The 23,276-nt window shown below is 65.6% G+C and carries 27 protein-coding genes; 8 read left to right on the top strand and 19 right to left on the bottom strand.

Annotation, left to right across the window (positions count from 1 at the left end):
- Positions 1 to 7: 7 nt before the first annotated feature.
- The 14 genes from leuB to O6W96_RS15075 form a co-directional block, all read right to left on the bottom strand.
- Positions 8 to 1,054: a 3-isopropylmalate dehydrogenase gene (gene leuB / locus O6W96_RS15140; protein ID WP_353470336.1), complete on the bottom strand. Its 1,047-nt coding sequence runs from the start codon at positions 1,052 to 1,054 to the stop codon at positions 8 to 10.
- A gap of 40 nt (positions 1,055 to 1,094) precedes the next feature.
- On the bottom strand, positions 1,095 to 1,826 hold the full coding sequence (gene recO / locus O6W96_RS15135) for a DNA repair protein RecO (RefSeq protein ID WP_353470335.1): 732 nt from the start codon (positions 1,824 to 1,826) through the stop codon (positions 1,095 to 1,097).
- Positions 1,827 to 2,022: 196 nt separating this feature from the next.
- Entirely contained in the window at positions 2,023 to 2,949 is a 927-nt protein-coding gene (locus O6W96_RS15130) for a GNAT family N-acetyltransferase (protein WP_353470333.1), read from the bottom strand.
- Positions 2,949 to 3,926: a polysaccharide deacetylase gene (locus tag O6W96_RS15125; RefSeq protein WP_353470332.1), complete on the bottom strand. Its 978-nt coding sequence runs from the start codon at positions 3,924 to 3,926 to the stop codon at positions 2,949 to 2,951. Before O6W96_RS15125 ends, O6W96_RS15130 begins: the two co-directional genes overlap by 1 nt.
- 85 nt (positions 3,927 to 4,011) lie before the next feature.
- Positions 4,012 to 5,937 carry an excinuclease ABC subunit UvrC gene (uvrC, locus tag O6W96_RS15120; RefSeq protein ID WP_133029419.1) on the bottom strand — a complete coding sequence of 642 codons (1,926 nt, stop codon included), beginning with the start codon at positions 5,935 to 5,937 and terminating at the stop codon, positions 4,012 to 4,014.
- 335 nt (positions 5,938 to 6,272) lie between these two features.
- Positions 6,273 to 6,593, bottom strand: coding sequence for a DMT family transporter (locus O6W96_RS15115; protein WP_056488555.1), 321 nt, complete (start codon positions 6,591 to 6,593; stop codon positions 6,273 to 6,275).
- A 155-nt stretch (positions 6,594 to 6,748) separates the two neighbouring features.
- A complete protein-coding gene (locus O6W96_RS15110) occupies positions 6,749 to 7,321 on the bottom strand; it encodes a F0F1 ATP synthase subunit B family protein (protein ID WP_353470577.1) in 573 nt (190 codons plus the stop codon).
- 37 nt (positions 7,322 to 7,358) lie between these two features.
- Positions 7,359 to 7,853 (bottom strand): F0F1 ATP synthase subunit B family protein, encoded by a 495-nt coding sequence (locus tag O6W96_RS15105; RefSeq protein WP_121905278.1) that lies wholly within the window; start codon positions 7,851 to 7,853, stop codon positions 7,359 to 7,361.
- A 54-nt stretch (positions 7,854 to 7,907) separates the two neighbouring features.
- Entirely contained in the window at positions 7,908 to 8,135 is a 228-nt protein-coding gene (locus O6W96_RS15100; RefSeq protein WP_055873230.1) for a F0F1 ATP synthase subunit C, read from the bottom strand.
- A 39-nt stretch (positions 8,136 to 8,174) separates the two neighbouring features.
- Positions 8,175 to 8,933 carry a F0F1 ATP synthase subunit A gene (locus tag O6W96_RS15095; protein WP_056056028.1) on the bottom strand — a complete coding sequence of 253 codons (759 nt, stop codon included), beginning with the start codon at positions 8,931 to 8,933 and terminating at the stop codon, positions 8,175 to 8,177.
- Positions 8,934 to 9,003: 70 nt separating this feature from the next.
- On the bottom strand, positions 9,004 to 9,324 hold the full coding sequence (locus O6W96_RS15090; protein WP_353470331.1) for an AtpZ/AtpI family protein: 321 nt from the start codon (positions 9,322 to 9,324) through the stop codon (positions 9,004 to 9,006).
- 294 nt (positions 9,325 to 9,618) lie between these two features.
- Positions 9,619 to 9,999: a YdbL family protein gene (locus O6W96_RS15085; protein ID WP_107954431.1), complete on the bottom strand. Its 381-nt coding sequence runs from the start codon at positions 9,997 to 9,999 to the stop codon at positions 9,619 to 9,621.
- A gap of 1 nt (position 10,000) precedes the next feature.
- A complete protein-coding gene (locus O6W96_RS15080) occupies positions 10,001 to 10,228 on the bottom strand; it encodes a YnbE family lipoprotein (protein WP_207901148.1) in 228 nt (75 codons plus the stop codon).
- Positions 10,225 to 13,392: a YdbH domain-containing protein gene (locus O6W96_RS15075; RefSeq protein ID WP_353470330.1), complete on the bottom strand. Its 3,168-nt coding sequence runs from the start codon at positions 13,390 to 13,392 to the stop codon at positions 10,225 to 10,227. Before O6W96_RS15075 ends, O6W96_RS15080 begins: the two co-directional genes overlap by 4 nt.
- Positions 13,393 to 13,478: 86 nt before the next feature.
- Here O6W96_RS15075 and radC point away from each other — a divergent pair, with 86 nt between their 5' ends.
- The 3 genes from radC to O6W96_RS15060 all read left to right on the top strand — a co-directional run bounded on the left by radC (position 13,479) and on the right by O6W96_RS15060 (position 14,950).
- Complete coding sequence (gene radC, locus O6W96_RS15070; protein ID WP_353470329.1) at positions 13,479 to 14,183, top strand: RadC family protein; 705 nt, start codon at positions 13,479 to 13,481, stop codon at positions 14,181 to 14,183.
- Between the two features lie 86 nt (positions 14,184 to 14,269).
- Entirely contained in the window at positions 14,270 to 14,482 is a 213-nt protein-coding gene (locus tag O6W96_RS15065) for a hypothetical protein (RefSeq protein ID WP_192146643.1), read from the top strand.
- 66 nt (positions 14,483 to 14,548) lie between these two features.
- On the top strand, positions 14,549 to 14,950 hold the full coding sequence (locus O6W96_RS15060) for a BLUF domain-containing protein (protein WP_353470328.1): 402 nt from the start codon (positions 14,549 to 14,551) through the stop codon (positions 14,948 to 14,950).
- Between the two features lie 82 nt (positions 14,951 to 15,032).
- Here O6W96_RS15060 and O6W96_RS15055 read toward each other — a convergent pair whose 3' ends face one another.
- Positions 15,033 to 15,485 (bottom strand): EF-hand domain-containing protein, encoded by a 453-nt coding sequence (locus O6W96_RS15055; protein ID WP_353470327.1) that lies wholly within the window; start codon positions 15,483 to 15,485, stop codon positions 15,033 to 15,035.
- A gap of 231 nt (positions 15,486 to 15,716) precedes the next feature.
- Between O6W96_RS15055 and purB the strand changes: the two genes are divergently transcribed.
- The 3 genes from purB to O6W96_RS15040 all read left to right on the top strand — a co-directional run bounded on the left by purB (position 15,717) and on the right by O6W96_RS15040 (position 17,741).
- Complete coding sequence (purB, locus tag O6W96_RS15050; RefSeq protein ID WP_082444356.1) at positions 15,717 to 17,015, top strand: adenylosuccinate lyase; 1,299 nt, start codon at positions 15,717 to 15,719, stop codon at positions 17,013 to 17,015.
- A 55-nt stretch (positions 17,016 to 17,070) separates the two neighbouring features.
- On the top strand, positions 17,071 to 17,334 hold the full coding sequence (locus tag O6W96_RS15045; protein ID WP_353470326.1) for a hypothetical protein: 264 nt from the start codon (positions 17,071 to 17,073) through the stop codon (positions 17,332 to 17,334).
- 143 nt (positions 17,335 to 17,477) lie between these two features.
- Positions 17,478 to 17,741 carry a PepSY domain-containing protein gene (locus O6W96_RS15040; RefSeq protein WP_353470325.1) on the top strand — a complete coding sequence of 88 codons (264 nt, stop codon included), beginning with the start codon at positions 17,478 to 17,480 and terminating at the stop codon, positions 17,739 to 17,741.
- A 182-nt stretch (positions 17,742 to 17,923) separates the two neighbouring features.
- Here the strand turns inward: O6W96_RS15040 and O6W96_RS15035 are convergent, their stop codons facing one another.
- The 4 genes from O6W96_RS15035 to dnaK all read right to left on the bottom strand — a co-directional run bounded on the left by O6W96_RS15035 (position 17,924) and on the right by dnaK (position 22,115).
- Positions 17,924 to 18,376 carry a TM2 domain-containing protein gene (locus tag O6W96_RS15035; protein ID WP_353470324.1) on the bottom strand — a complete coding sequence of 151 codons (453 nt, stop codon included), beginning with the start codon at positions 18,374 to 18,376 and terminating at the stop codon, positions 17,924 to 17,926.
- A gap of 72 nt (positions 18,377 to 18,448) precedes the next feature.
- Positions 18,449 to 18,919, bottom strand: coding sequence for a hypothetical protein (locus O6W96_RS15030; protein WP_353470323.1), 471 nt, complete (start codon positions 18,917 to 18,919; stop codon positions 18,449 to 18,451).
- A 33-nt stretch (positions 18,920 to 18,952) separates the two neighbouring features.
- Positions 18,953 to 20,086, bottom strand: coding sequence for a molecular chaperone DnaJ (dnaJ, locus tag O6W96_RS15025; protein ID WP_136191008.1), 1,134 nt, complete (start codon positions 20,084 to 20,086; stop codon positions 18,953 to 18,955).
- Between the two features lie 121 nt (positions 20,087 to 20,207).
- Positions 20,208 to 22,115 carry a molecular chaperone DnaK gene (gene dnaK / locus O6W96_RS15020; RefSeq protein ID WP_056055380.1) on the bottom strand — a complete coding sequence of 636 codons (1,908 nt, stop codon included), beginning with the start codon at positions 22,113 to 22,115 and terminating at the stop codon, positions 20,208 to 20,210.
- A gap of 168 nt (positions 22,116 to 22,283) precedes the next feature.
- On the opposite strand from dnaK, the gene O6W96_RS15015 reads away from it, so the two are divergent.
- Complete coding sequence (locus tag O6W96_RS15015) at positions 22,284 to 22,721, top strand: copper chaperone PCu(A)C (protein ID WP_353470322.1); 438 nt, start codon at positions 22,284 to 22,286, stop codon at positions 22,719 to 22,721.
- The gene (locus tag O6W96_RS15010) at positions 22,718 to 23,269 is read left to right on the top strand and encodes a vgr related protein (RefSeq protein WP_353470321.1); all 552 of its coding nucleotides are present in this window, start codon (positions 22,718 to 22,720) and stop codon (positions 23,267 to 23,269) included. The genes O6W96_RS15015 and O6W96_RS15010 overlap by 4 nt, the downstream gene beginning before the upstream one ends.
- The last annotated feature ends 7 nt before the right edge of the window (positions 23,270 to 23,276 follow it).

Raw genomic sequence — 23,276 nt, 5'->3', positions numbered from 1 at the left:
CCAGGCGTCAGCCGAGTTCGGCGAGCACGGCGTCGCCCATCGCCGAGGTCGACAGCGTACCGCCGAGATCGGGGGTGCGGGCGCCTTTGAGGATCGCAGCCGCGACCGCAGCCTCGATCCGGTCGGCGGCGTCGGGCAGGTCGAGCGAATGACGCAGCATCATCGCCGCGGACAGGATCGCCGCGCACGGATTGGCCTTGCCTTGCCCGGCAATGTCGGGCGCGCTGCCATGAATCGGCTCGTACATGCCCTTGTTCGAGCCGTTCAGCGCGGCGGATGGCAGCATGCCGATCGAGCCCGCGCACATCGATGCCTCGTCGGACAGGATGTCGCCGAACAGATTGCCGGTGACGATCACGTCGAACTGGCCCGGGTTGCGCACCAGCTGCATCGCCGCGTTGTCGACGTACATGTGGCTGAGCGCGACGTCCGGATAGTCGGCCGACACTTCGATCACGACGTCGCGCCACAACTGAGAGGTCTCCAGCACGTTCGCCTTGTCGACCGAGAGCAGCTTGCCCTTACGGGTGCGTGCGGTCTCGAAGCCGACGCGGGCGATGCGCGCGATCTCGCGCTCATCGTAGCGCATCTCGTCATGGCCTTCGCGCAGGCCATCGGCGGTGGCGCGGATGCCCTTGGCGCCGAAATACACGTCGCCGGTCAGTTCGCGGACGATCACCATGTCGATCGAGCGTGCGATCTCGGGACGGAGCGCGGACGCGTCCTCAAGGCCGGCGAAGAGCTTGGCAGGACGCAGGTTCGCGAACAGGCCGAGGTCCTTGCGCAGCCCGAGAATGGCTTGCTCGGGGCGGAACTGGCGTTCGAGCGCATCGCAGTCGGGATCGCCGACCGCGCCGAACAGGATCGCGTCGGCGCGGCGGGCGAGGTCGAGCGTCTCGGGCGGGAGCGGATGCCCGACGGTCTTGTACGCGGCACCCCCGACAAGGCCCTCTTCGTAGGTGAGGTCGAGGCCGAGCGTATCGAGCACGCGCCGCGCTTCCGCGGTGACTTCGGGTCCGATGCCGTCGCCGGCCAGTATCGCGATCAAGGGCATGTGCGTTCCTCCTGCGCGGCCCTTGCCGGGCGGTGCGCGCTCACGCAACCGCCCTTTTGAGCCGATCGACCAGCCGGTCGCGTGCCGCCAACGGGTCGGCGCGACGATCGACGAGGATGTCGCGCGCCAGGAAATGTCCGGTCAGCCGCAGCCCGTCGAAGATGTCGGACCACGCCGCTTCGCCGCCGGTGAGAAGGAAGGGCGGCAATCTGAGCAGCTTGCTCTCATAGCCGAATGCCGCTCCGCGCGAGACCGCCGCGCCGCTCTTGGGGCTGACGAAGCCGAGATCCTCTTCCGCCCCACTCGCCACACAGCGATCGAGGTCGAGGCCGAAGCCGAGTTCGGCGAGCACCAGCAATTCGTACCGCACCAGCGCCGCCGCCCAGCCGCGCGCGGAAGGCGCTGCCTCGATCGCACCGAGCACACCCTCCAGCGCATCGTGGATCTGCGGATAGGGTTGCGCTTCCGGCAGCGCCGCGGCGGTCAGCGCGGTGGCCCATTCGAGCGCCCCCGCCGCGAGCGGCTCGCCGTGCATCTGCGCGCGGCTGTGGATCAGCTCGGCGGTCAGCGACGCGAGTTGCTCGCCGGTCCGCGCGCGCCACTCGCCCTGGATGACGTTCGCCTGGAGCAACACCGGCCGCATCGCGCGCGACCGTCCGCCGCGGACATAACCGGGCTGGACGCCGTCGTTGCGAGTCAGCGCCCGCACGATCGCGCCATGCTCGCCATGCTGGCGGACGGCGACGACGATGGCGGCTGCGCGGAGGTGCATGAGGTGTTCTTAGCCTCTCCTGCGGTGCGTGGGAGGCCTCTTGTTCCGCTTGCCCCGCCATCCTGACGAAAGTCAGGATCCAGAGTAACCATTGCCACCCTGCGTAGCTCTGGGTCCTGACTTTCGTCAGGATGACGATGGTGGGATATGTAGAAGCCTGCGATCCAAAGCGTAGGGAGGAGAAACTCGTCCAATCCTAGCGGCGAATCTTCTTTGCCAGCGTGGCCAAGGTCGGATGCGTTGCGCCGCGTTTGGCCGTCGCAATCGCACGGTCGAACGTCTGCAACGCCATCACCGTCACGCGGTTCGCCAGCGTTGGCCGCAACAGCAGCACATCGACGCACGCCGTCCCCCCGGTCGAGAACTGCCGCTTGTGCTGCCCTTCCCCCTCGGTGAAGTCGAACCGCGCAAACCGCTTCTCCATAAACAGGTCGCGCATCGCCTCGACCTGCAGAACCGCCCCCGGCGACAGCTCGTTATGCGCCGGGTCATGCCCGACATAGGTGTAGCACAGCGACGTGCCGTCAGCCGTGCAGCACAAATACGCGACCGGAATTCCCGCGATAAACAAGAGCCAGGCGCGCAATCCGTCATTCGCCGCGAGCGATTCGAGATGGCGCACCGAAGCCGTATCGTCGGGCAGTCCCGATCCGAGCAGTTTCTCCTGATAGGTCGTTGCCGATACCGCGCGGGCGAGCGGGTGAAATTCCGCGAACGCCGCCGCATTATGATAGCGCCGGATATCGAGCACGCCGCCGTTCGCCACCGCCAGCTTCTTCGCCTTGCGCTTGATCCCCGACCTTGCGCTGCTCGACAATCCCGCGAGCCACGCCGCCTCCCCGGCCACAAGATCGACATGATACCGCACATAGCGCTGCCGAACGAACGCCAGCAGGCCGTGGCGATCGAGACCGGCGGGCATCGGTTCGGGCATCGGTTCGCGCAACGACGTCACCAGATACCCATCGGCAGTGTCGGGCAGCGGCGGCAGGATCGGTGCCGTCGCCGCGAGCACGGCATCGAGCGAAAACGACACGCGCACCAATCGCCGAGGAATGGTCGCCAGAGTCCTGGCGCCGATCTGGAACTTCAGCGGCAGGCGACGAACCGCACCCTCCGCCATTACAGCCCGCGCGACCGCGGTCGTTCCTCGACCCAGTTAGACCAGAGCTGTTCGGCCTGCCGCCAGCGGGTCCGCAGTTGATCGGGTGCGAGCGGCGTATCCAAGCGGTCGAGCGCGAGTGGCGGCCGATCCGCGAAATGATGCGTCGGCAACACCTCGCGCATTTCCGACAGCATTCCGCACAGCGCCGTGAATCGTCGCACATGGACCGCGTTCGGCCGCGTACCTCTCCGGTTCGCCAGTTCGAAGCCGTGGCTGACGATCGTCACCACCGCATGCCCGGACACCGCGGCATGCTCCAGCGCGTCGTAGGTCTCGCCGGCCGATAGCGCGCAAAGCTGGAAGGTGCGAATCTTGTCGCGGCGGTCTTCGATCACGGTGACGGGCACTTCGATCACGCCTTTGTCCTGCGCACGGCGAACCGGGGAGATCTGCTGCGCGGGCAGCGAGATGCGGCTCGTTCCTGGGGCCTCCGAGCCGTTATGGCTGCTGTCGTAGCTGAACCCGAGTGCCGCCAGCGCGGTCAACGTGTCGTCATTGGCCGCATAGCTGCCGGCGCGGAAGGCGATCGGATGCGGTGCTCCCGCCTCGACCAGCAATTCGGTGGCGCGCATGAGCAGATCGGTCTGTTCGGCTAGGCTATAGTCGAACAGCGAGAACCGGTCGTGCGCGGCGCCATGGTCGCCGGCCTTTGCGGTCGTCCAATTGGGGTGGAGATGGAGTTGGACCTCCTGCCCGGCGGCGAGAATCGTCTCGACCATGCGACGGATCGGGGCGAGGCCGAAGGTGATGCCCGGCATCGGATCGACGAAGAAACACGCTTTAAGGTCATGCCGCGCGAGTTCGGCCAATTGATAGCCGAGCCCGACACCGGCCGGTTCCAGCGACCGCGCATAAATCGCGTCGCAGTCGAAACCTGCGACATGGTGCCGCCACGCGAACTCGGTATCAATAGTCAGGAAGACGGGCGTGGTCACCGCGCCTCCTTTATTCGAGGATAGTGAAGATAGGGTTTCCCTAATGTTCGCCCGCCGAGGGTCACCGACTGCGCCATGATCATCATCATCGCGAATGGTAGAAGTCGTAGACCTGTTGCGCCACCCCAGCCGACACGCCGGGCGCCTGTTGCAGGTCCTGCAGGCTCGCATTGCGGACAGCGCGGCCGGTGCCGAAATGCATCAGCAACGCCTTCTTGCGCGCGGGGCCGATGCCGGGGACCTCATCGAGCGGGCTCGCGCCGATCGCTTTGCTCCGCTTGTCGCGGTGGACGCCGATCGCGAACCGGTGAACCTCGTCGCGGAGGCGCTGGAGGTAGAACAGGACCGGCGCGTTGACGGGGAGCTGGAACTCGCGGCCGTCGAGCATGTGGAACACCTCGCGACCATCGCGGCCGTGTTCCGGCCCCTTGGCGATCCCAACCAGGCACACGTCCTCGACGCCGATCTCCTCGAGCGCGGCCTTGACCGTGTTGAGCTGGCCCCTGCCACCGTCGATCAGCACCAGGTCCGGCCAATCGCCCGAATCGCGATCGGGGTCCTCGGCCTGCGCGCGCGAGAAGCGCCGGGTGAAGACCTCGCGCATCATCGCGAAATCGTCGCCGGGCGCGGTATCCTTGTTCTTGATATTGAACTTTCGATACTGACCTTTGCGGAAGCCTTCGGGCCCCGCGACGACCATCGCGCCGGTCGCGGCAGTGCCCTGGATGTGGCTGTTGTCGTAGATCTCGATGCGCTCGGGCGGCTCGGCGAGGTCGAACAGGTCGGCGACTTCGCGCAGCAGCTTGGCCTGCGTGGTCGATTCGGCCTGGCGCCGCTCGATCGCCTCGATCGCGTTGCGCTTGGCCTGGTCCATCAGGCGGCGGCGGTCACCGCGTTGCGGGACCTGCAGCGCGATCTTGTAGCCGGCGCGTTCGCCTAGTGCTTCGGCGAGCAGTGCGCCTTCCGTCAGTTCGCGGTCGAGCAGGATCTGCTTGGGCGGCGGAACCTCCTCGTAGAACTGGCCGAGGAAGCTGGTCAGCACCTCGTCCTCGGGGACGTCGTTGGTGTGTTGCGGGAAGAAGCTGCGATGCCCCCAGTTCTGACCGCCGCGGATGAAGAACGCCTGGATGCCGATCAGCCCGTCCTTGCACGCCATCGCGAAGATGTCGGCGTCGCCCACGCCTTCCGCGTTGATCGCCTGCGTGCCCTGAATGAAGGTGAGCGCGCGGAGACGATCGCGAAGCAGCGCCGCGAGTTCGAAGTCCATGTTCTCCGCCGCGGCCTGCATCTGCGCGCCGAGCTTGGCCTGCACGCCGGTCGACTTGCCGCCAAGGAACGCCTTCGCGTCCTCGGTCAGCTCCCGATACGCGGCCTCGTCGATCCGGCCCACGCACGGCGCGGAGCAGCGCTTGATCTGGTACAACAGGCAGGGCCGGTCGCGGGTTTTGAAGAAGCTGTCGGTGCAACTGCGCAGGAGGAACAGCTTCTGGAGCGCATTGAGCGTGTTGTTGACCGACCCGGCGCTAGCGAACGGCCCGTAGTAATTGCCCTTCGCGCGGCGCGCGCCGCGGTGCTTCTGGACGCGTGGGAAGGCGTGGTCGTCGCGTAGGAGGATGAACGGGAAGCTCTTATCGTCGCGCAGCAGCACGTTGTAGGCCGGGCGGTACCGCTTGATCAGTTGCGATTCGAGCAGCAGCGCCTCGGCTTCGTTGTTCGTGGTGACGATCGTCATCGACCGGGTCTGCGACACCATCCGCTGGAGCCGTTTCGTCAGCCGTTCGACCTGGACGTAGTTGGCGACGCGGTTCCGCAGCGCGCGCGCCTTGCCGACGTAGAGCACGTCGCCGCGCGCGTCCTGCATGCGGTAGACGCCGGGGCGGATCGGCAGCGTGTCTAGCACGTTGCGGATCGCCGCTACGCCGGCCGCGAGGTCGGGCGCTTCACCACCACCGCGAACGGCGAATGTGGACTTGTCTTCGTTGAACCGGTCGGGGGAATTGGGGGAGGACATCGCTGAGGAATCTAGGGAGTGCGAGCGGGTAATGCCAGCGGCCGCCCTTGGCGCTGGAGAAGTGATTTTCACGCGAAGGCGCAAAGGCGCGAAGAGAAGGGAGGAGTTGGTTCACGCGGAGACGCGGAGACGCGGAGCCGCGGAGAGAAGATTCGAGCACTCAGCGTTCGTTCTCAACCTGCCGAAGGCTTATATCCACTCGTGGCTGCTCGGTACATCATCCCGAGCCGCAACACCTCCGCGGCTCCGCGTCTCCGCGTGAACCCACCTTCTCTTCGCGCCTTCGCGCCTTCGCGTGAATCAATCTTACGCGCCCTGCGGGCGAAGGCAGACGATCAGGTTTGGGCGAAGACCTTGGTGCCGACGATGCCGACTACCGTCAGCGCCATGAAGCAGGCCTGGATGCCGCTGACCTTGTCGCCGAACAGGATCACGCCGCCGATGATGACGCCTATCGCGCCGGCGCCTGTCCAGATCGCGTAGGCGGTGCCGGCGGGGAGACCGCGCATCGCGAGCGCGAGCAGACCCATGTTGACGAAGCTGAGGATGATCGGGACGCTGGAGGCCTGCCACGTGGCGACAGTGGCCGCCCATTTCAGGCTGAGCGCCCAGCAGATTTCGGTGACGACCGCGACCGCGAGGATGAGCCAAGACATGAATATTCTCCAACGGGCTCAGATTGGAGACTCGGCCGCCGGAAACCCGGGAAGAGACGGCCGTCAATAATGATGGGTCGTGGGAGGGGCGTGCCCTCACCTTCCCTCTGCTTTGCAGCGGGTCCCTTCCTCTCCCCGAGGGGAGAGGAGCAGGATCAGTTTAGGCGGCTAAGGCCGGAGATCGAGCGGTCGACCATCATGCGGTCGGCGGCTGCGTCGTGGTGCTCCGCGATGAGCATGCCGGCAGCCTTGGCCGCGGCATCCGCCGCCCGGGCACGGACTTCGGCAATCGCGGCGCGCTCGGCGGCAGCGATCTTGTCCTCGGCCATCTTCGCGCGGCGAGTCATGAGGTCTTCGGCACCAGCCTTGGCCTTGGCGATGATCGCCGCGGCTTCGTGGTGCGCGTGGGCCTTCATGGCTTCGGCTTCGACGTGCGCGGTCTTGGCCTTCGCCTCATACTCGGTGCGGATCGCTTCGGCTTCGGCACGGAGCGCCTTGGCTTCATCGAGCTGCGTGCGGATGCCGGCGATGCGCGTGTCGAGCATCTTGCCGATCATCCCTGGAACCTTCTTCCAGATCATCAGCAGAATGACGACGATCATCGCCACCGCGACCCAGCCGGTCGAGGTCAGGCCGAGCGCAGTCGGATCAGGCACATGCTCGACGCCGCCGGGCGCGGCCGTGTGACCCTGGAGGCCCTGGTTGTCGATCGCACCCTCGGGCGCCATGCCCTCGCCGTGGATGACCTTTGCGGCCGAATCTGGATTAGCCATGCGCCGTCGTCCTGCGTACCGCGTCGGTCGCCGCGTCCAGGCTGACCTGGAGGCCGGCGACCTTGGCGGCCAATTGCTGTGCTGCTTCGGCGGCGACGCCCTGCAAGTTCGAGAGCGCCTCGGCCTTCGCGTTCGCGACCGCCAGATCGTGATGACCCAGACGCTCGGCGAGATCTGCGTCGGCCGCATGAACCTGCTGCTCGAACGCGGTCGCCGCGCGCTTTGCAGCGGCCGCGGTCTCGGCCTGCGCCGCAACGCGGGCCGCGTCCATTTCGGCCTGCCAGTTCGCCTGGACCGTATCGGCCTGGGTACGGGCAGCGACCGCCGCCGCCAGATCGCCCGCGATTCGGCCTTCGCGCGAGTCCACGTTGGACACGATCTTTGGCACCATGCCCTTGCCGATCCCGAAATACAGGATGCCGAAGGTGAGGAGCAGCCAGAAGATCTGCGAGGCGTAGGTAGCGGCTATCTGGGAAATCTGGGGCATGTCGGTCCTTCGTGAAACGGCCGGGCGCGGTCGCCCGGCCAATTCAGCGAGTTGTTAGGCGACGAACACGAGGATGATCATCGTGACGAATGCGAGCAGACCCAGAAGCTCTGCTGCCGCGAAACCGATGAACAGACGGCCCTGCTGGCTGTCGGCTGCGCCCGGGTTGCGCAGAGCGCCGGCGAGGAACTGTGCGAACACGTTGCCCACGCCGAGTGCTGCGAGGCCCATGCCGATCGCTGCGAGGCCGGCACCGATCATCTTTGCTGCTTGTGCGTCCATGGTAAATTCCCTTTGAAAGTCAGTTAGGTAATGGAAAACTTAGTGGAGGTTAACCGCGTCGTTCAGATAGACCGACGTCAGCAACGCGAACACGTATGCCTGGATTGCGGCGACCAGCAGCTCGAGCAGCGTGATGCCGATCATCAGCAGCATGCTCGGCGCGCTCACCAGACCGATATACATCCCGCCGAGGTTCAGACCGTTGATCACGAACGCGGCCAGCACCTTGAGCAGAATATGCCCCGCGGTCATCGCCACGAACAGTCGCAGACCGAGCGAGAACGGACGCACCAGGAACGACATCAGCTCGACCACGAAGATCAGCGGGATCATCAGCGCGGGCGTGCCACTCGGTACGAACAGCGAGAAGAAGTGGAAGCCGTGCTTGCCGAAGCCGACGAGCAGCACGATCGCAAAGCTGATCAGCGCCAGCACGCCGGTGACGGTCATGTGGCTGGTCACGGTGAACGGGTGCACGCCCGGGACGATGCCGAACGGGAGCAAGCCGATGATGTTCGCGAACAGGATGAACATGAACAGCGAGAAGACATAGGGCACGAAGCGCTTGCCGCCGGGGCCGACATTCTGCTCGAGCATCCCCGAGATGAAGCCGGTGAAGCCCTCGACCGCCATCTGCCAGCGACCGGGCACGAGCTCGCGCTTCATGCCACCGATCATGAACGCCCAAAGCGCGACCAGCGTCACCACCATCCACAATGCGGAATTGGTGAACGACAGGTCATAGCCACCAACGATCCAGTGCGAGCCGAACGCCGGCTCGATCAGGAACTGGTGCATCGGATCGATCTTGCCGCCCTGTTCTGCCGCCACGTGGAATCCCTGCCGTCTTGATACGACAAACGCCCGGTTACTCCGGGCGTTCGCCTGAAATTCGAATGATCTGCCTGAACGCGACCGCTATCCCGAGGAACAGCAGCACGATCAGTCCCCAAGGGCCAGTGCCGAACCAATGGTCAATCAACCACCCGATCAGCGCACTGCCGACGAGACTCCCGATGAGAGCGGAAATGACGCGATTGCCTTGCGAGTACCCCCGCTCGGCATCCGGCCCCTTCTGCCCCTTTGTCAGCGTTTCCCGATGCTGCGCCTCTCGCAATCGCTCATCGAGCGCGGAAAGTCGCGGATCTTCAACACCCTGGGGGTCCTGTCCGGGTTCGATCTCCGCCACGCACGTTCCTCCACCTGATTTCGCATCGGGGAGGAAGCAAGCAGCGACGAGCGATCCCGCCAAGGCGCGGTCCGTTTAGAAAAGGGGGGGGTGCAAGTCAACCGGTGTGACACGGGCGTCATTAATGTCGGGTTGGGTTACTGGCGCTAGGTAGCAGGATGGCGACTGATGCCCAGCCCGTCATCCTGACGAAAGTCAGGATAAAGAGCCACAAGCGAACCGTGCTTGGCTCTGGATCCTGGGTCGAGCCCAGGATGACGAACTAGGAAAGCGTCGCGCCTTTACCCGAGTTGCTCAAACGCAGCGCGAATCGCGTTCCGGGGCGCCGGCGGTGCGGGTCTTCCAGACGCCGTTGGGGGTCTTGTACTTCTCGCCGGGGTTGGTCTGCATGATCAGGTTGCAACCACTGGTGAAGGCGAGTTGCTCGACCGTCGCGCCGCTCGCCTGCGCCTTTTGCGTGTACGCCGACTTGCGCTGGATATTGATGTTGTTGACCAGCGCACGCAGATCGCCGCTCGCCGCACCGACCAGCCCCAGATAGCCGTCGGGCTGCTCGCCGACCTCGCCGCCCGCACGCGCCGCGGCGTAGGCCGGATCGCGCTGCGCGGTCGCCGCGACAGACAGGCCACCGAGAGCCGCCGCTGCGGCAACCATCATAAGGACCTTGGTCTTCATCTTAGAATATCCCCGGATTCTGCTGGATCAACGATTTCGCCTCGCCATCGAGACGATAGACCACTTCCTGCGTGACGTTGATGTTGAGGTTGATCTCGATCGGCTTGTCGGGCGCCGACACGTTGATGCAGCCCGGCAGGGCGGCCAACAGCCCGATAATCGCGATCGTCCTCGTCATCCTACGCAAGATCGGCCTTTGCTCCAGCTTCTTCAATCCTGTTTCGGTCATGGCACGATCCTGCTTGCGGGAGGCTGAATGGTTGGGGGTTTCGGAGGAGGCGGCGCCGACTGCTGCTGAAGCAGCGCCGGCAAGTTGCGCTGGATCAGCCGTTTCGGATCATAGAAGCTCTGCGCCGAATCGAGCAGCCCGCGGAAGGGCGCCTTGATCCGGATGTTGAAGATGAACGGCAGTTTCTGCAGGCGACGGACGATGAAGTTCGCCTTCGCCCCCTCGCCCTGGCTGATCCCGGCGAACCGCACGTCGGTGACCATCTCGCCGGCAAGCGGCCCGTTCAGGCCGACGCGCAGCGACTGGTAGCGGAGCGACTTCAGCGCGCCGAACGCGATGTTCGCCCAGACGCCGAGATCCTTCTGGCTGAGGTCGCCGACATAGGCGAGCGTGCCGCCGCCCGGCCGGACGCGCAGGTCGCCGCCTTCGATCCGGCCGCCGGTCTCGTCGAAGATCATCGGCAGCACGCCGTCGAAGATCCCGGTCGCGTCGAGATTCTTGAAATCGAACTGTTGCAAGAACTGGTCCGCCGCCATGTTGGCGACGTGGAACGTCATTCGCCGCTCGGACTGCGCGGAGAAATCGAGCAGCGTCGGGTCAAGCGTCAGCGATCCCCCCGCGAACGGCCACCGCCCGCCCTCGACCTGCACGCGCGCCCCCGGCAGCGTCTGGTAGCGGATCGTGCCGTCGGTGACCGGGATGCCGGGGTTGAGCGTGCGGATCGTCGCCACCTGACCCGGCGCGCTCTGGAGATTGAGCAGGTCGGTGAAGCGGATCTCGGTCGCGATCCCCGTGACCGGTCCGAATGCAGCGGCGAGATCGGTGCCCGCGGTACGGAACACGCCGGTGCTGGTCACGCCGTCGGGGCTCCAGGCGATATGCCCCTCGCCGCTGACCGATCCGTTGACATCGGCGATCACGCCGAAGGTCAGCGGGGTGAGCGCGTCGGGTTGCAGCTTGTCCTTGGCGAAGGCGATCGCGGGCACGTTCAGGTCGGCCTTGCCTGCGCCGGCACCCAGCGCGTGGGTCAGCGTGACGTCGGCGACTTTGGTGTTAGTGGTCGGCTCTATCAGCGTGCCGGCGGCTGTGATCGTGCCGTTGACCAGCGCGAGAGTCACGGCGCGTGCGGCAAGCGGCTTGAACCGCGGCGTCGGCGCGGCATCGGATACCCCCATCGCGCCGGTGAGGTTGAGCGCGCCTTTGACGAGCGTCCAGTCGCCGGCGGCTTCGCCAAGCAACAGCGGCACGTTGGCGATCTGTCCCGAGCCACCCGTGAACGCGCCCGCCACGCCCTGCCCCGTCATGCGGCCCTTGACGGTGGCGAAGTCGAGTCGCGTGACACGTTCGGGCGCGCCGATCCGGGTCTGCACGCCGTCGATCGCAAAGCCGCGATCCGCCAGCCGCACGGTCGCTCCCGCGGTGGCAAGCGTGATCGGGGTAGTGCCGAGTCGCCCGCCCAGCCTGGCCGCGGCGATCTTCGCACCACCGCTCACCCGAGCGCCGTTGATCTGGACCAGCGCGCCGTCGAGCGGACACAAGGTCAACCGCGACGGATCGAGCACGAGGCCGGAGATCGCAAAGCGCTGGACTGCCAAAGGCGCGCAACCGGTGTTGACGACCAGCCGCCCGCGACCGTCCCAAAGCGCAACAACCGGCATCGACAGGCCATCGACCCGGTTGCCGGGACCGCCCGTACCGATCGGTCCCCCGAGCGTAACGCGCGTCGCGATCGAGGTTGCCCCGCCCGGCGTCGCGCTGAAGGTAACGGGGGTCAGTGCCAGTCGCGCATCCCCCACCGCATAGGGCGCGATGGTGGCGACGCCGCGGATCGCCGCGCCCGGTTTCGCCTGTGCGAGCGACACGCGCGCCTCAGGCAACCCGCCGCCGCGCATCGCGAGCACCGTGTCGAGCCGCACGCCACCGTTCGGCCAGCCGAACGCAACCCCGCTCCCGCCGCCAAGCGCCACCCGCGCACCGCTGGCGGAGGCGAGCGCGAGACGGGACAGAACCGCCTTGCCGCGTCCGCCCTCGATCTGCACGCGCAGGTCGGCGTCCGCAGCAAACCCGCGGCCTGCCTTCTGGACCGCCTGCGTGATCGCGCTCGCCAGTGGTGCAACAGGCGTTCCCGCGGCCGCTCTACCGATCCCCACAAGTCCCGCGAGTCGCTTCTGCGCCACGGCGGCCCCGCTAGCCTGGACGCGCCCGTCGAACGCGATCTGCTTGCCGATCCGGTACGTGCCCGCGAGCGCAACCCGCCGCGCGCCGCCCTCGGTGGTGCGAACCGTATCGGCGGCGATGTCCGCCTTGCCGCCGGTCGCCGCCGCGGTTCCGGTGAAGTCGATCGTGCCCCCGACACCAGCCAAGGTCGCGCCCGGCGTCCGTGCCGCGCCGGTCTTGAGCGTCGCCTTACCCTGCCAGCGATCGAGCGCCGCGGAGAGGCCGACGTCCAGATTCGCCGCGATCCGCTCCGCCTGCGTCGTCCCGCAGGCAAGCCGCGAGACGCGCACCGGCCCCGTGATCGTCGGTTTCGCCGCGTCGATCCGCAACTTCACCGTCGCCGCGAGCCGATCGATCACGCACCCGCCGACATCGAGCCTCTCGCTGATCGCTGCCAACGTACCGCGGAACCCGTCATCGAGCTTGCCGGAGCCGGCGAGCTTCAACCCGACGATCCCTTGCGGTGTCTCCAGCCGCATCCGCCCGTCGGCGACCGACACGTCGAGCGCGGGCAACGCGAACGGCTTCCCCGACGGCGCCGGCAACAGTTTGTCGATCGCGCCGAGCGACACCTTGCCGCCCACCAGTCGCCCGCGCAGCCGGACTTTCCCCGCGCGCACGCCATCCAGATACGGCCCAGACAGCCCGACGCCGGTCCGCGTCTCGACCCAGTCGGCGACGAGATCGGGATGCGCCGGATCGCCGATCACGACATTGGTCAGTCGCTGGCCACCCAGCGCAAGGTCCGCGATGTCGTACCGCGCAGGCACGCCGGCCTTAGCGAGTTCCCGATCGATGAACCCCTCGGCGATCGGCTTCCGCACCAGCCACAGCACGACCAGACCGGCGATTAGAAGCAGCGCGATCCCCAGCGCAACGCGGCGGGCAGTCGCAGGACGGCGAGGATGGGCCCCGGGGTCGGCCCCCGTCTCGCTCGTCTCGCTCACCAACGCACTCCGCCACGTTCCAAGCCTCTGCATAGGCGTGAGCGAGGGCGTCATGCAATTGCCCAGGGATGTGCTAGCATCGCAAAATGGCCGATCCGGACGAAGACGCTGACGTCCGGGGGGACGATCTGAAGGGCCATCGCGGCCGCCTCCGCAAACGCCTGTTCGAAGGCGGCAGCGACGCGTTGCTCGACCATGAACTCATCGAATACCTACTCGCGATCGCCATTCCGCGCGGCGACACGAAGGCGCTCGCCAAGGCGCTGATGCGCGAGTTCGGGGGGATAGGCGGCGTGCTGACCGCGGATGCCGAGGCACTCGGCCGGGTGAAGGGCATGGGCGACATCTCGACCGCCGCGATCAAGATCGCGCACGCCGCCGCGATCCGCCTGCTGCAATCACACGTCAGCGACCGCCCGGTGCTCGCCAACTGGCAGGCGCTGCTCGACTATCTCCGCGCGGACATGGCGCACCACGCGATCGAGCGCTTCCGGGTTCTGCATCTGAACACCAAGAACATGCTGATTCGCGACGAGGTGATGAGCAAGGGGTCGATCGACCAGGCCGCAGTGTACGTCCGCGAAGTCATCCGCCGCGCGATCGACCTCGGCTCCGCGTCGATCATCCTCGTCCACAATCACCCGAGCGGCGACCCCTCCCCCAGCCGCGCCGATATCGACATCACGCGGACGATCGCCGAGGCGGGCAAACGGCTCGGTATCACCGTGCACGACCATATCGTGATGGGCACGGGCGGCCATGTCAGTTTACGCGCGCAGGGATTGATCTAACGCAGTGATAAATAGGCGGCCGAGCCGGGATATCGCCGTGTCTTTTGACGGCGACCTTCGTTGACCTGACGAAGGAGTACCCGGTGGTGGACAACAGATTGCACGACGAACCCTCGACGGTGACCGCCGAACACGGACAGGTCATGGTCGATGGACCTGACGGCGTCGCGGTGTCGCTGACCCCCGAGGCCGCCGCCGAGACGTCGGATCGACTGCTCGATGGCGCCGCCGAAGCGCAAGGCCAGATCCTGGCCGAAACCCGCGCAGCGGAGGAACGAGCCGCCCGGAAGACCGGTTGATCCACGGCAAGACGCTGTGCTGCATTTCCGAGTATCCATCTGTCACGAAGACAGACCGGAGACCCGATGCGCCAAATTCTCTATGTCAGCTCGAGTACGGTGACGGGCGACAAGGCCGACCTCGTGGGAATATTGGAACAATCACGTCATAACAACGCGATAGACGGCATTACCGGTTTGCTGTGGTCCGACGGCACGCGGTTTCTGCAAGTGATCGAGGGTCCGACTGCAAGCATCGACTCGACGTTCAAGCGGATCTTGAACGATCATCGCCACCACGGCCTGTCGTTGCAGCACAATATTTCGATCCGCGACCGTCAGTTCGGCGGATGGACGATGGCGCACCGCCGCGCGACGGATCCGGTGGACGCCTATGACGCGCGTATGCGGCGGCTGCTCGCCAGCGCCTCGGACGCCGTCCGCAGCCCGTTCCTGTTACTGATGGCGACGGGAACGCTTGGCACCTGACCGAAAAGGCCGCCGAACGCGTTCGACGGCCCTGTGTTGTGCGGCGTGTTGTGCGACGGCGGCATAACCCGCCCGGGGCAGATCAACCCTGCGACAGGAAGCTGGTCAGCTCTGTCTTCGTCAGCGACTTGTTCTTGTCGGTATCGGCCTGCGCAAACGCCGTGGAGACCCATTTCTTCGTCTCAGGCGCATCCGGCTTGGTCGTCGGATCGGTCTTGCTCTTCAGCGCAACCATCCAGCCGCCGAACTCCGTCGCGCTGAGCTTGCCGTCGCCATTCTTGTCATAGGTCGGAAATTCGGTGTCGACGACCTGTGCCACCTGGCTGCCCGTCGCCGGCTGTTCGCGCGCGGCGGACTGCATCGGCACCGCGTCGGTCGGCGTGCCCTGTTGTCCGGATACAGCACCATCGCCTGACGTACTGGATGGAACAGCAGCCGTACCGGATGGCGAGCCCTGCACCGACCCGGTCGTGGTTTGCGCCAATACCGGCGCAGCGATCATCGCCACACCTGCAATCATAGCAAATTTCAACATTGCATATCTCCAATGCAGTTCTACGCTTGTACTGAAGGCTCGGGCTATCGATCCGATTATAGTCTCGATACCGCGATCAATCTATTATCGGTATACGCCGACATACTTCGATACATAACCCCCTGGCGATGATTTGAACCTTCTCCTGCGTCCTGCTACCGCGTTTCGCGAGCAGCCGCGGGCCGAACGGCACGCGACGCGCCCTACCCTTCACGCTCCCGAGGAAACCCGATGGTCCCCCGCTATTCCCGCCCCGACATGGTCGCGATCTGGACGCCCGAAGCGCGCTTCAAGATCTGGTTCGAGATTGAGGCGCACGCCACCGACGCGCTCGCCGAACTTGGCGTGGTACCCAAGGAAGCCGCCGCCGCGATCTGGGAAAAGGGCGCTTTCGAGGTCGACCGGATCGACGAGATCGAGCGCGAGACCAAGCACGACGTCATCGCCTTCCTGACCAACGTCGCGGAGCATGTGGGGCCTGAAGCGCGCTTCATGCACCAGGGCATGACCTCGTCCGACGTGCTCGATACGTGCCTCGCGGTGCAGCTGGCGAAGGCTAGCGACATCCTGATCGCCGATCTCGATGCGCTGCTGGTGGTGCTCGAACGCCGCGCGCGCGAGCACAAGATGACGCCGACGATCGGCCGCAGCCACGGCATCCACGCCGAGCCGGTGACCTTCGGGCTGAAGCTGGCGCAGGCGCATGCCGAGTTCGCCCGCAACCGGGCGCGGCTGGTGGCGGCGCGCGAGGACGTCGCGACCTGCGCGATCTCGGGTGCGGTGGGGACGTTCGCGAACATCGATCCGTTCGTCGAGGAATATGTCGCGGGCAAGCTCGGGCTGTCGGTCGAGCCGGTCTCGACGCAGGTGATCCCGCGCGATCGCCACGCGATGTTCTTCGCGACCTTGGGCGTGATCGCCAGCTCGATCGAGCGGCTCGCGACTGAGGTTCGGCATCTGCAGCGCACCGAGGTGCTCGAGGCGGAAGAGTTCTTCTCGCCCGGCCAGAAGGGTTCGTCGGCGATGCCGCACAAGCGCAATCCGGTGCTGACCGAGAACCTCACCGGCCTCGCGCGGATGGTGCGCGGGTATGTCACGCCGGCGATGGAGAACGTCGCGCTCTGGCATGAGCGCGACATCTCGCACTCGTCGGTCGAGCGCTATATCGGCCCGGATGCGACGATCACGCTCGACTTCGCGCTCGCGCGGCTCACCGGCGTGATGGACAAGCTGGTCGTGTACCCCGAGCGGATGTTGAAGAACCTCAACAAGATGGGCGGCCTCGTCCATTCGCAGCGCGTGCTGCTGGCGTTGACGCAGGCGGGGGTGAGCCGCGAGGACGCGTATCGGCTGGTCCAGCGCAACGCAATGAAGGTGTGGGATTCGGACGGCGCGCTGTCATTGCTCGAACTGCTGAAGGCGGATCCGGAAGTGACGCTGTCGGATGCCGAACTCGAAGACAAGTTCGACCTCGGCTATCACCTGAAGCACGTCGACACGATCTTCACCCGGGTGTTCGGCGCCGCCTGACTCCCTCGTCATCCGGACGAAAGTCAGGATCCAGAGTTACAAAACGCCGTCCTGCTTGGCTCTCGAACCTGACTTTCGTCAGGATAACGGGCGACGCTGGACGGCGGACCGCCCCAAACCGTCCCTAGATGCACGCAACGCAATTGCGATTACGTGTTACAAAATTGCGACAGCGCGCAACTATAGCCATATCGCCCTTGCCGGATATGTTTCCGGCATCGGAGACCTACCCATGCGCATGTTCGAAACCGTGACCAGCACCATGCTGGCGATCGCGGCTCAAGCGCTGGTGGTCGGGGTGGTCATCACCGCCTTCTGATCCATCGGCCCGCCCGCCCCCTCCCGAGGGGGCGCGGCTAGGGCCCGAGTTTTCGCGCGAGTAGCATCTTACCCCGTAAGCCGTTGATCCCGAACCAAATCGGTCTCCCAGCGTTCAACACGCCTAACCAAGGAGATCGTATCATGTCGAAACCCATCCTGATCGCTGCCGCCTTCGCCATGACCGCGATGGCCAGCGCGCCCGCCTTCGCCGACGAACCTGGCCGCGGGTGGATCAGTAGTGCGCGGGTGACGACAATGCTTGCCAAGCGCGGTTACAAGGTCACCAAGATCGAGGCCGACGACGGCCATTGGGAAGGCGAAGCCGCGCGGCGTGGTGTGAAGTACGAATTCCATGTCGACCCGCATAACGGCAAGGTCACGAAGCTTGAACGCGATCGCGACTGACCTGTCGTAAGTGAGCCTCCCCTCTACTGATCCTCCCCCGTCAGGGGGAGGTGTCGCCGAAGGTGACGGAGGGGGAGGACACGGAGCCGGAGTTTGCGCATGCCCCCCCTCCGTCTGGCAAGAGCCAGCCACCCCCCCCTGGCGGGGGAGAATTCAAGCGATGCCGGTCAGATCGACGGTCCTTACCGCTTACGCGGATAGCGCGCGGCGAATTCCTCGTCGGACATCACCAGATAGCGGATCATGTCGATCAACGCCCACGGCGCGCTGATGACCAGGCCGACGACCGTGAGCGTGAGCACCAGCATGATGATCCCCGAGCCGGTCCGGCCGAGGTAGAAACGGTGGATGCCGAGTGTGCCGATCACGAACGCCATCACAGCCGCGACATATTTGTTGCGATCGTTGGTCGGGAGGGCCTCGGGCGGAACGGCGCGACGAGGGCCTGGTGCGGTCGGCATCGGGAAGACGCTGAGCGCACGGTCGTTCGCGGCCTCGAAATCGACTTCCAGGCCGATCGCAGGTTCGCCGCGATGCGCCCAGTCCTCGCGCGCGAACCGGTAGCGCTGTCCGTCCTGCCCTGCGACGAGCCCTTCGCCCGTGCGGGGATCGACGCCTAAAACCTGTCCGCGCATATCATTCCTCGGTGTTCGAGCTTCATTCTGGCGGATGATGCGGGTGAGGCAAGCCCGAACTCATTCCCCACGTCAGGCTGCGAGCGCGGTTTGACGCCAATGTCTGTCGTCATCGTTGTCTGCATTCGTCGACCGCGTTTTCCGCGAGCGGATCGCACGCTTGTGCGCTTTTGCAGCCGGGCGGCGAGTGAAAACGCCGAGCCAGCGCGTCATGAAGCCCCGAACGCGCAGACTGGATGCCGCAGCGGCCAGCGCCATGAGAATGTCGACATAGGCTGAGACCTCGAACGTCGTGATCCAGATCGCGACATCGGGGGCGGCCAGAGTGAGTAGTCGAATGCCGTCGCCTTCTCCGACGAGCGTGACCATCGCCGCCGTCAGCATCAGCAGGAACATGACCGCGGCATCGCCTCGCGTGAACCGTGCCGACCGCGCCGCAGGCTTGTCGATCAGCGCTCGGCGCATCGCCTTGCCGATCGACGTCCGGGGGGCGGTGGCCATGAGCAGCCAACAGGCGATCGCGGTGAAAAGACATGCCAGCATTTCGCCCCCCTTTGGTTCAGTATGTAGCCGGGCTTACTCCCCCGCGAACACGCCCTTCAGCTTGGCGAAGAAGCCCTGACTGGCCGGGCATTCGTCACCCGTCTCGGTCTCGCGGAACATCTCGAGCAGTTCCTTCTGGCGGTTGCTGAGACGCGTGGGGGTTTCGACGTCGATCTGGACGACCAGATCGCCGTGGCCGCGGCCCTGCAATACCGGCATGCCGGCGCCGCGCTGGCGGAGTTGCTTGCCCGACTGGATGCCCGCCGGGATCTTCACCTCGTGCGTGCGACCGTCGAGTCCGGGGATCGACAGCGATCCGCCGAGGGATGCGACCGTGAAGCTGATCGGCGCGCGCGCGAACAACGTCGTGCCTTCACGTTCGAACAGGTTGTGCTTGGTCACGTGGAGGAAGATGTAGAGGTCGCCGGACGGCGCGCCGCGTGCGCCCGCCTCGCCCTCGCCCGACATGCGAATCCGCGTGCCTTCATCGACACCGGGGGGGACGTTGATCGAGAGCGTCTTGGTCTTCTCGACACGGCCTTCGCCACGGCAATCTGGGCACGGGTCGGCGATGACTTCGCCCGCGCCGTTGCAGACCGGGCAAGCGCGCTCGACCACGAAGAAGCCCTGCTGCGCGCGGACTTTACCGTGACCGCCGCAATGCTGGCAGGTCTTCGCGCGCGTACCGGCCTTCGCGCCCGAGCCATCGCAGGTGTCGCAGAGCGCGGAGACGTCGATCGTGATCTCGGTCGTCTTGCCGTGGAAGGCTTCCTCCAGGCTGACTTCCATATCGTAGCGCAGGTCCGCACCGCGCCGGGCTGCAGACCGGCCGCCGCCGCGCTGTGCGCCGCCCATGAACTCGCCGAAGACGCTTTCGAAGATGTCGCTGAAGCCGCCGAAATCCTGCGCGCCGCCTCCGTGACTACCGCCGCCGCCGTTCTGGAACGCGGCATGGCCGAAGCGATCATAGGCCGCACGCTTCTGCGGGTCCTTGAGGCACTCGTACGCCTCGCTGACCGCCTTGAACTGCGCCTCGGAATCCTTGCAGCCGGCATTCTTGTCCGGGTGATACTTCATCGCGAGCTTGCGATAGGACGACTTGATCGTCCCCGCATCCGCGGTCCGCTCGCATTCGAGCAGTTCGTAATAATCTGTCTGGGTACTCATAGCGGCCCTCTTAGCCCTCTCCCCTCCGGGGAGAGGGTTGGGTGAGGGGCAGTTCCGGGCGGCAACGCTCGTGGCTGCCCCTCACCCCGGCCCTCTCCCCAAAGGGGAGAGGGAGTTTCGGTTACGCCTTCGGGTTGTCGTCGACTTCCGAGAACTCGGCGTCGACGACGTCGTCGTCCTTCTTCGCCGCGTCGCCGTCAGCCGATGGCGAAGCATCCGCCTGGGCCTGCTTCTCGTAGATCGCCTGGCCGAGCTTCATCGCGACCTGGGCGAGCGCGGTGCTCTTCTCGGTCATCGCATCCGCATCGCCGCTCTCGACCGCCGCCTTGGTCGCGTCGATCGCGGCCTGGATCTCGGTCTTCAGCGACTCGTCGACCTTGTCGCCATTGTCCGCCAGCTGACGCTCGGTGGTGTGGACCAGCGACTCGGCGTTGTTCTTCGCCTCGGCACCCGCACGACGCTTCTTGTCCTCCTCGGCGAAGGTCTCGGCGTCGCGGACCATCTGGTCGATGTCGTTGTCCGACAGGCCACCCGATGCCTGGATGCGGATCTGCTGCTCCTTGCCGGTGCCCTTGTCCTTGGCCGAAACGCTGACGAGGCCGTTCGCATCGATGTCGAACGTAACCTCGATCTGCGGCACGCCGCGCGGTGCGGGCGGAATGCCGACGAGATCGAAATTGCCGAGCATCTTGTTGTCGGCCGCCATCTCGCGCTCGCCCTGGAACACGCGGATCGTCACCGCGCCCTGGTTGTCGTCAGCGGTCGAGTAGGTCTGCGACTTCTTGGTCGGGATCGTCGTGTTGCGATCGATCATCCGGGTGAACACGCCACCCAGCGTCTCGATGCCCAGCGACAGCGGCGTCACGTCGAGCAACAGCACGTCCTTGACGTCGCCCTGCAGCACGCCGGCCTGGATCGCGGCGCCCATCGCGACGACCTCGTCCGGGTTGACGCCGGTGTGCGGCTCCTTGCCGAAGAACTGCTTCACGACTTCACGGACGCGCGGCATGCGCGTCATGCCGCCGACCAGCACGACTTCCGAGATGTCCTCGGGCTTCAGGCCGCCATCGGCGAGCGCCTTGCGGCAAGGCTCGAGCGTGCGCTTGACCAGGTCCTCGACCATCCGCTCCAGGTCGGCGCGGGTGATCGACTTCACAAGATGCTTCGGGCCGTTCTGGTCAGCGGTGATGAAGGGCAGGTTGACCTCGGTCGACTGCGCCGACGACAGCTCGATCTTCGCCTTCTCGGCCGCTTCCTTCAGACGCTGCAGCGCCAGCTTATCCTTGGCGAGGTCGATGCCCTCGGCCTTCTTGAACTCGTCGGCGAGATACTGGACGATCTTGTTGTCGAAATCCTCACCGCCGAGGAACGTGTCGCCGTTGGTGGCCTTCACCTCGAACACGCCGTCGCCGATTTCCAGCACCGAAATGTCGAACGTGCCGCCGCCGAGATCGTAGACCGCGATCGTCTTGCCGTCCTGCTTGTCGAGGCCGTAGGCTAGCGCCGCCGCAGTCGGCTCGTTAATGATGCGCAGCACTTCGAGACCGGCGATCTGGCCGGCGTCCTTGGTCGCCTGGCGCTGGGCATCGTTAAAGTAAGCGGGAACGGTGATGACCGCCTGCGTGACCGTCTCGCCGAGATACGACTCGGCGGTTTCCTTCATCTTCTGCAGCGTGAACGCCGAGATCTGCGACGGCGAATAATCCTTGCCGCCCGCCGAGACCCAGGCGTCGCCGTTCGGGCCGCGCGAGATCTTGTACGGGACCAGCTCGGTGTCCTTCTTGGTGATCGGATCGTCGAAACGACGGCCGATCAGGCGCTTCACCGCGAAGATGGTGTTGTCGCCGTTCGTCACTGCCTGGCGCTTGGCCGGCTGGCCGACCAGTCGCTCGCCGTCCTTGGCGAACGCGACGATCGACGGCGTGGTGCGCGCGCCCTCGGAATTTTCGATGACCTTGGGCTTGCCGCCTTCCATGACGGAAACGCAGCTGTTGGTCGTGCCGAGATCGATACCGATTACTTTAGCCATGAGTTCTGATTAGCCCCTCACTTGAAACGAAAATACGAAACCGGTTCCACCCCGTTACGGCAGTGGAACCTTTCTGATGATGGGCGCGATATAGGTGGCCTCGCGCTTGCCGCAAGATTGTACCCGTCATAGGATGCGCAAGAGGCAGGGCCCGGAGAAAAGTAACCTATGCGTATCGTTTTCGGACTGGGTGTTGCCGCGATGGCACTGGCGTCGTGCTCGCCGCCGAAGGAACTGTCCGTCGACGGGGCCTGGGTGCGGCTCGGCGCCGTCACCGGGCGGCCTGCGGCGGCGTATTTCACGGTGCATGGCGGGCCGGCGCCGGCGACGCTGATCTCGGCCACGACCGACGTCGCGATCAAGTCGGAAATGCACGAGACGATGGACAAGGGCGGCATGTCGACGATGACGCCGCTGACTCGCGTGGAGATTCCGGCGAACACGGATGTGGCGTTCGCGCCGGGCGGGCGGCACGTGATGCTGTTCGACATGAATTCGGGGATCAAGCCCGCCGATCGCGTGACGCTGACGTTCGCGTTCGCCGATGGGACGCGGATCATAAACAACGCGACCGTGGTCGCGGCGGGAACCCCGGTAGGGAAGTGACCGGAGCAGGCTCAAGGCGCGGGCTTACCGAGGGGGAGACGGCGCTCGCGGCATCGGTGTTCGGGGGCGCGATCGATTACTCTTCGGTGAGTTTGGCGCGCAGCAAATGGGCGTTCTTCCAGCCGCGCGATACGGTGATGGCGCCTCGCGGCTGCATCCACTTCCACCCCAAGGGCAACCTCTGGTGCGACGACTTCGCGCACGCCAATCTGACGTTGCAGGGGCTCTTCATCCACGAAATGACCCACATCTGGCAGCACCAGCGCGGCGTGTTCCTGCCCTTGGCGCGGCATCCGTGGTGTCGGTACGACTATGCGTTCCGGCCTGGGGTGGCGCTGCACCGCTACGGCATCGAGCAACAGGGCGAGATCGTGCGGCACGCCTTCCTGCTGCGTGCGGGCGCGAAGGTGGCCGGCGCGCCACCGCTCGCGCAGTACGAGACGGTGCTGCCATTCACGCCCGCTCGTCCCGCCAACACCCCCCGCCATCCTGACACACCACGTCATCCTGACGAACGTCAGGACCCAGAGCCACGGTCGGCGTCCTGAGTTACTC

Source organism: Sphingomonas faeni (assembly GCF_040407495.1).
Taxonomy (GTDB): Bacteria; Pseudomonadota; Alphaproteobacteria; order Sphingomonadales; family Sphingomonadaceae; genus Sphingomonas; species Sphingomonas faeni_D.
Note: the sequence above shows the minus strand (reverse complement) of the source record. Positions and strands in the feature narration are given on the sequence as shown.

Coding starts and splice junctions, on each gene's coding strand:
- leuB (WP_353470336.1), bottom strand. CDS start 1,054: ATGCCCTTGATCGCGATACTGGCCGGCGACGGCATCGGACCCGAAGTC.
- recO (WP_353470335.1), bottom strand. CDS start 1,826: ATGCACCTCCGCGCAGCCGCCATCGTCGTCGCCGTCCGCCAGCATGGC.
- O6W96_RS15130 (WP_353470333.1), bottom strand. CDS start 2,949: ATGGCGGAGGGTGCGGTTCGTCGCCTGCCGCTGAAGTTCCAGATCGGC.
- uvrC (WP_133029419.1), bottom strand. CDS start 5,937: ATGTCCTCCCCCAATTCCCCCGACCGGTTCAACGAAGACAAGTCCACA.
- O6W96_RS15115 (WP_056488555.1), bottom strand. CDS start 6,593: ATGTCTTGGCTCATCCTCGCGGTCGCGGTCGTCACCGAAATCTGCTGG.
- O6W96_RS15110 (WP_353470577.1), bottom strand. CDS start 7,321: ATGGCGCCCGAGGGTGCGATCGACAACCAGGGCCTCCAGGGTCACACG.
- O6W96_RS15105 (WP_121905278.1), bottom strand. CDS start 7,853: ATGCCCCAGATTTCCCAGATAGCCGCTACCTACGCCTCGCAGATCTTC.
- O6W96_RS15100 (WP_055873230.1), bottom strand. CDS start 8,135: ATGGACGCACAAGCAGCAAAGATGATCGGTGCCGGCCTCGCAGCGATC.
- O6W96_RS15095 (WP_056056028.1), bottom strand. CDS start 8,933: ATGCACCAGTTCCTGATCGAGCCGGCGTTCGGCTCGCACTGGATCGTT.
- O6W96_RS15085 (WP_107954431.1), bottom strand. CDS start 9,999: ATGAAGACCAAGGTCCTTATGATGGTTGCCGCAGCGGCGGCTCTCGGT.
- O6W96_RS15080 (WP_207901148.1), bottom strand. CDS start 10,228: ATGACCGAAACAGGATTGAAGAAGCTGGAGCAAAGGCCGATCTTGCGT.
- radC (WP_353470329.1), top strand. CDS start 13,479: ATGGCCGATCCGGACGAAGACGCTGACGTCCGGGGGGACGATCTGAAG.
- O6W96_RS15060 (WP_353470328.1), top strand. CDS start 14,549: ATGCGCCAAATTCTCTATGTCAGCTCGAGTACGGTGACGGGCGACAAG.
- O6W96_RS15055 (WP_353470327.1), bottom strand. CDS start 15,485: ATGTTGAAATTTGCTATGATTGCAGGTGTGGCGATGATCGCTGCGCCG.
- purB (WP_082444356.1), top strand. CDS start 15,717: ATGGTCCCCCGCTATTCCCGCCCCGACATGGTCGCGATCTGGACGCCC.
- O6W96_RS15040 (WP_353470325.1), top strand. CDS start 17,478: ATGTCGAAACCCATCCTGATCGCTGCCGCCTTCGCCATGACCGCGATG.
- O6W96_RS15035 (WP_353470324.1), bottom strand. CDS start 18,376: ATGCGCGGACAGGTTTTAGGCGTCGATCCCCGCACGGGCGAAGGGCTC.
- O6W96_RS15030 (WP_353470323.1), bottom strand. CDS start 18,919: ATGCTGGCATGTCTTTTCACCGCGATCGCCTGTTGGCTGCTCATGGCC.
- dnaJ (WP_136191008.1), bottom strand. CDS start 20,086: ATGAGTACCCAGACAGATTATTACGAACTGCTCGAATGCGAGCGGACC.
- dnaK (WP_056055380.1), bottom strand. CDS start 22,115: ATGGCTAAAGTAATCGGTATCGATCTCGGCACGACCAACAGCTGCGTT.
- O6W96_RS15015 (WP_353470322.1), top strand. CDS start 22,284: ATGCGTATCGTTTTCGGACTGGGTGTTGCCGCGATGGCACTGGCGTCG.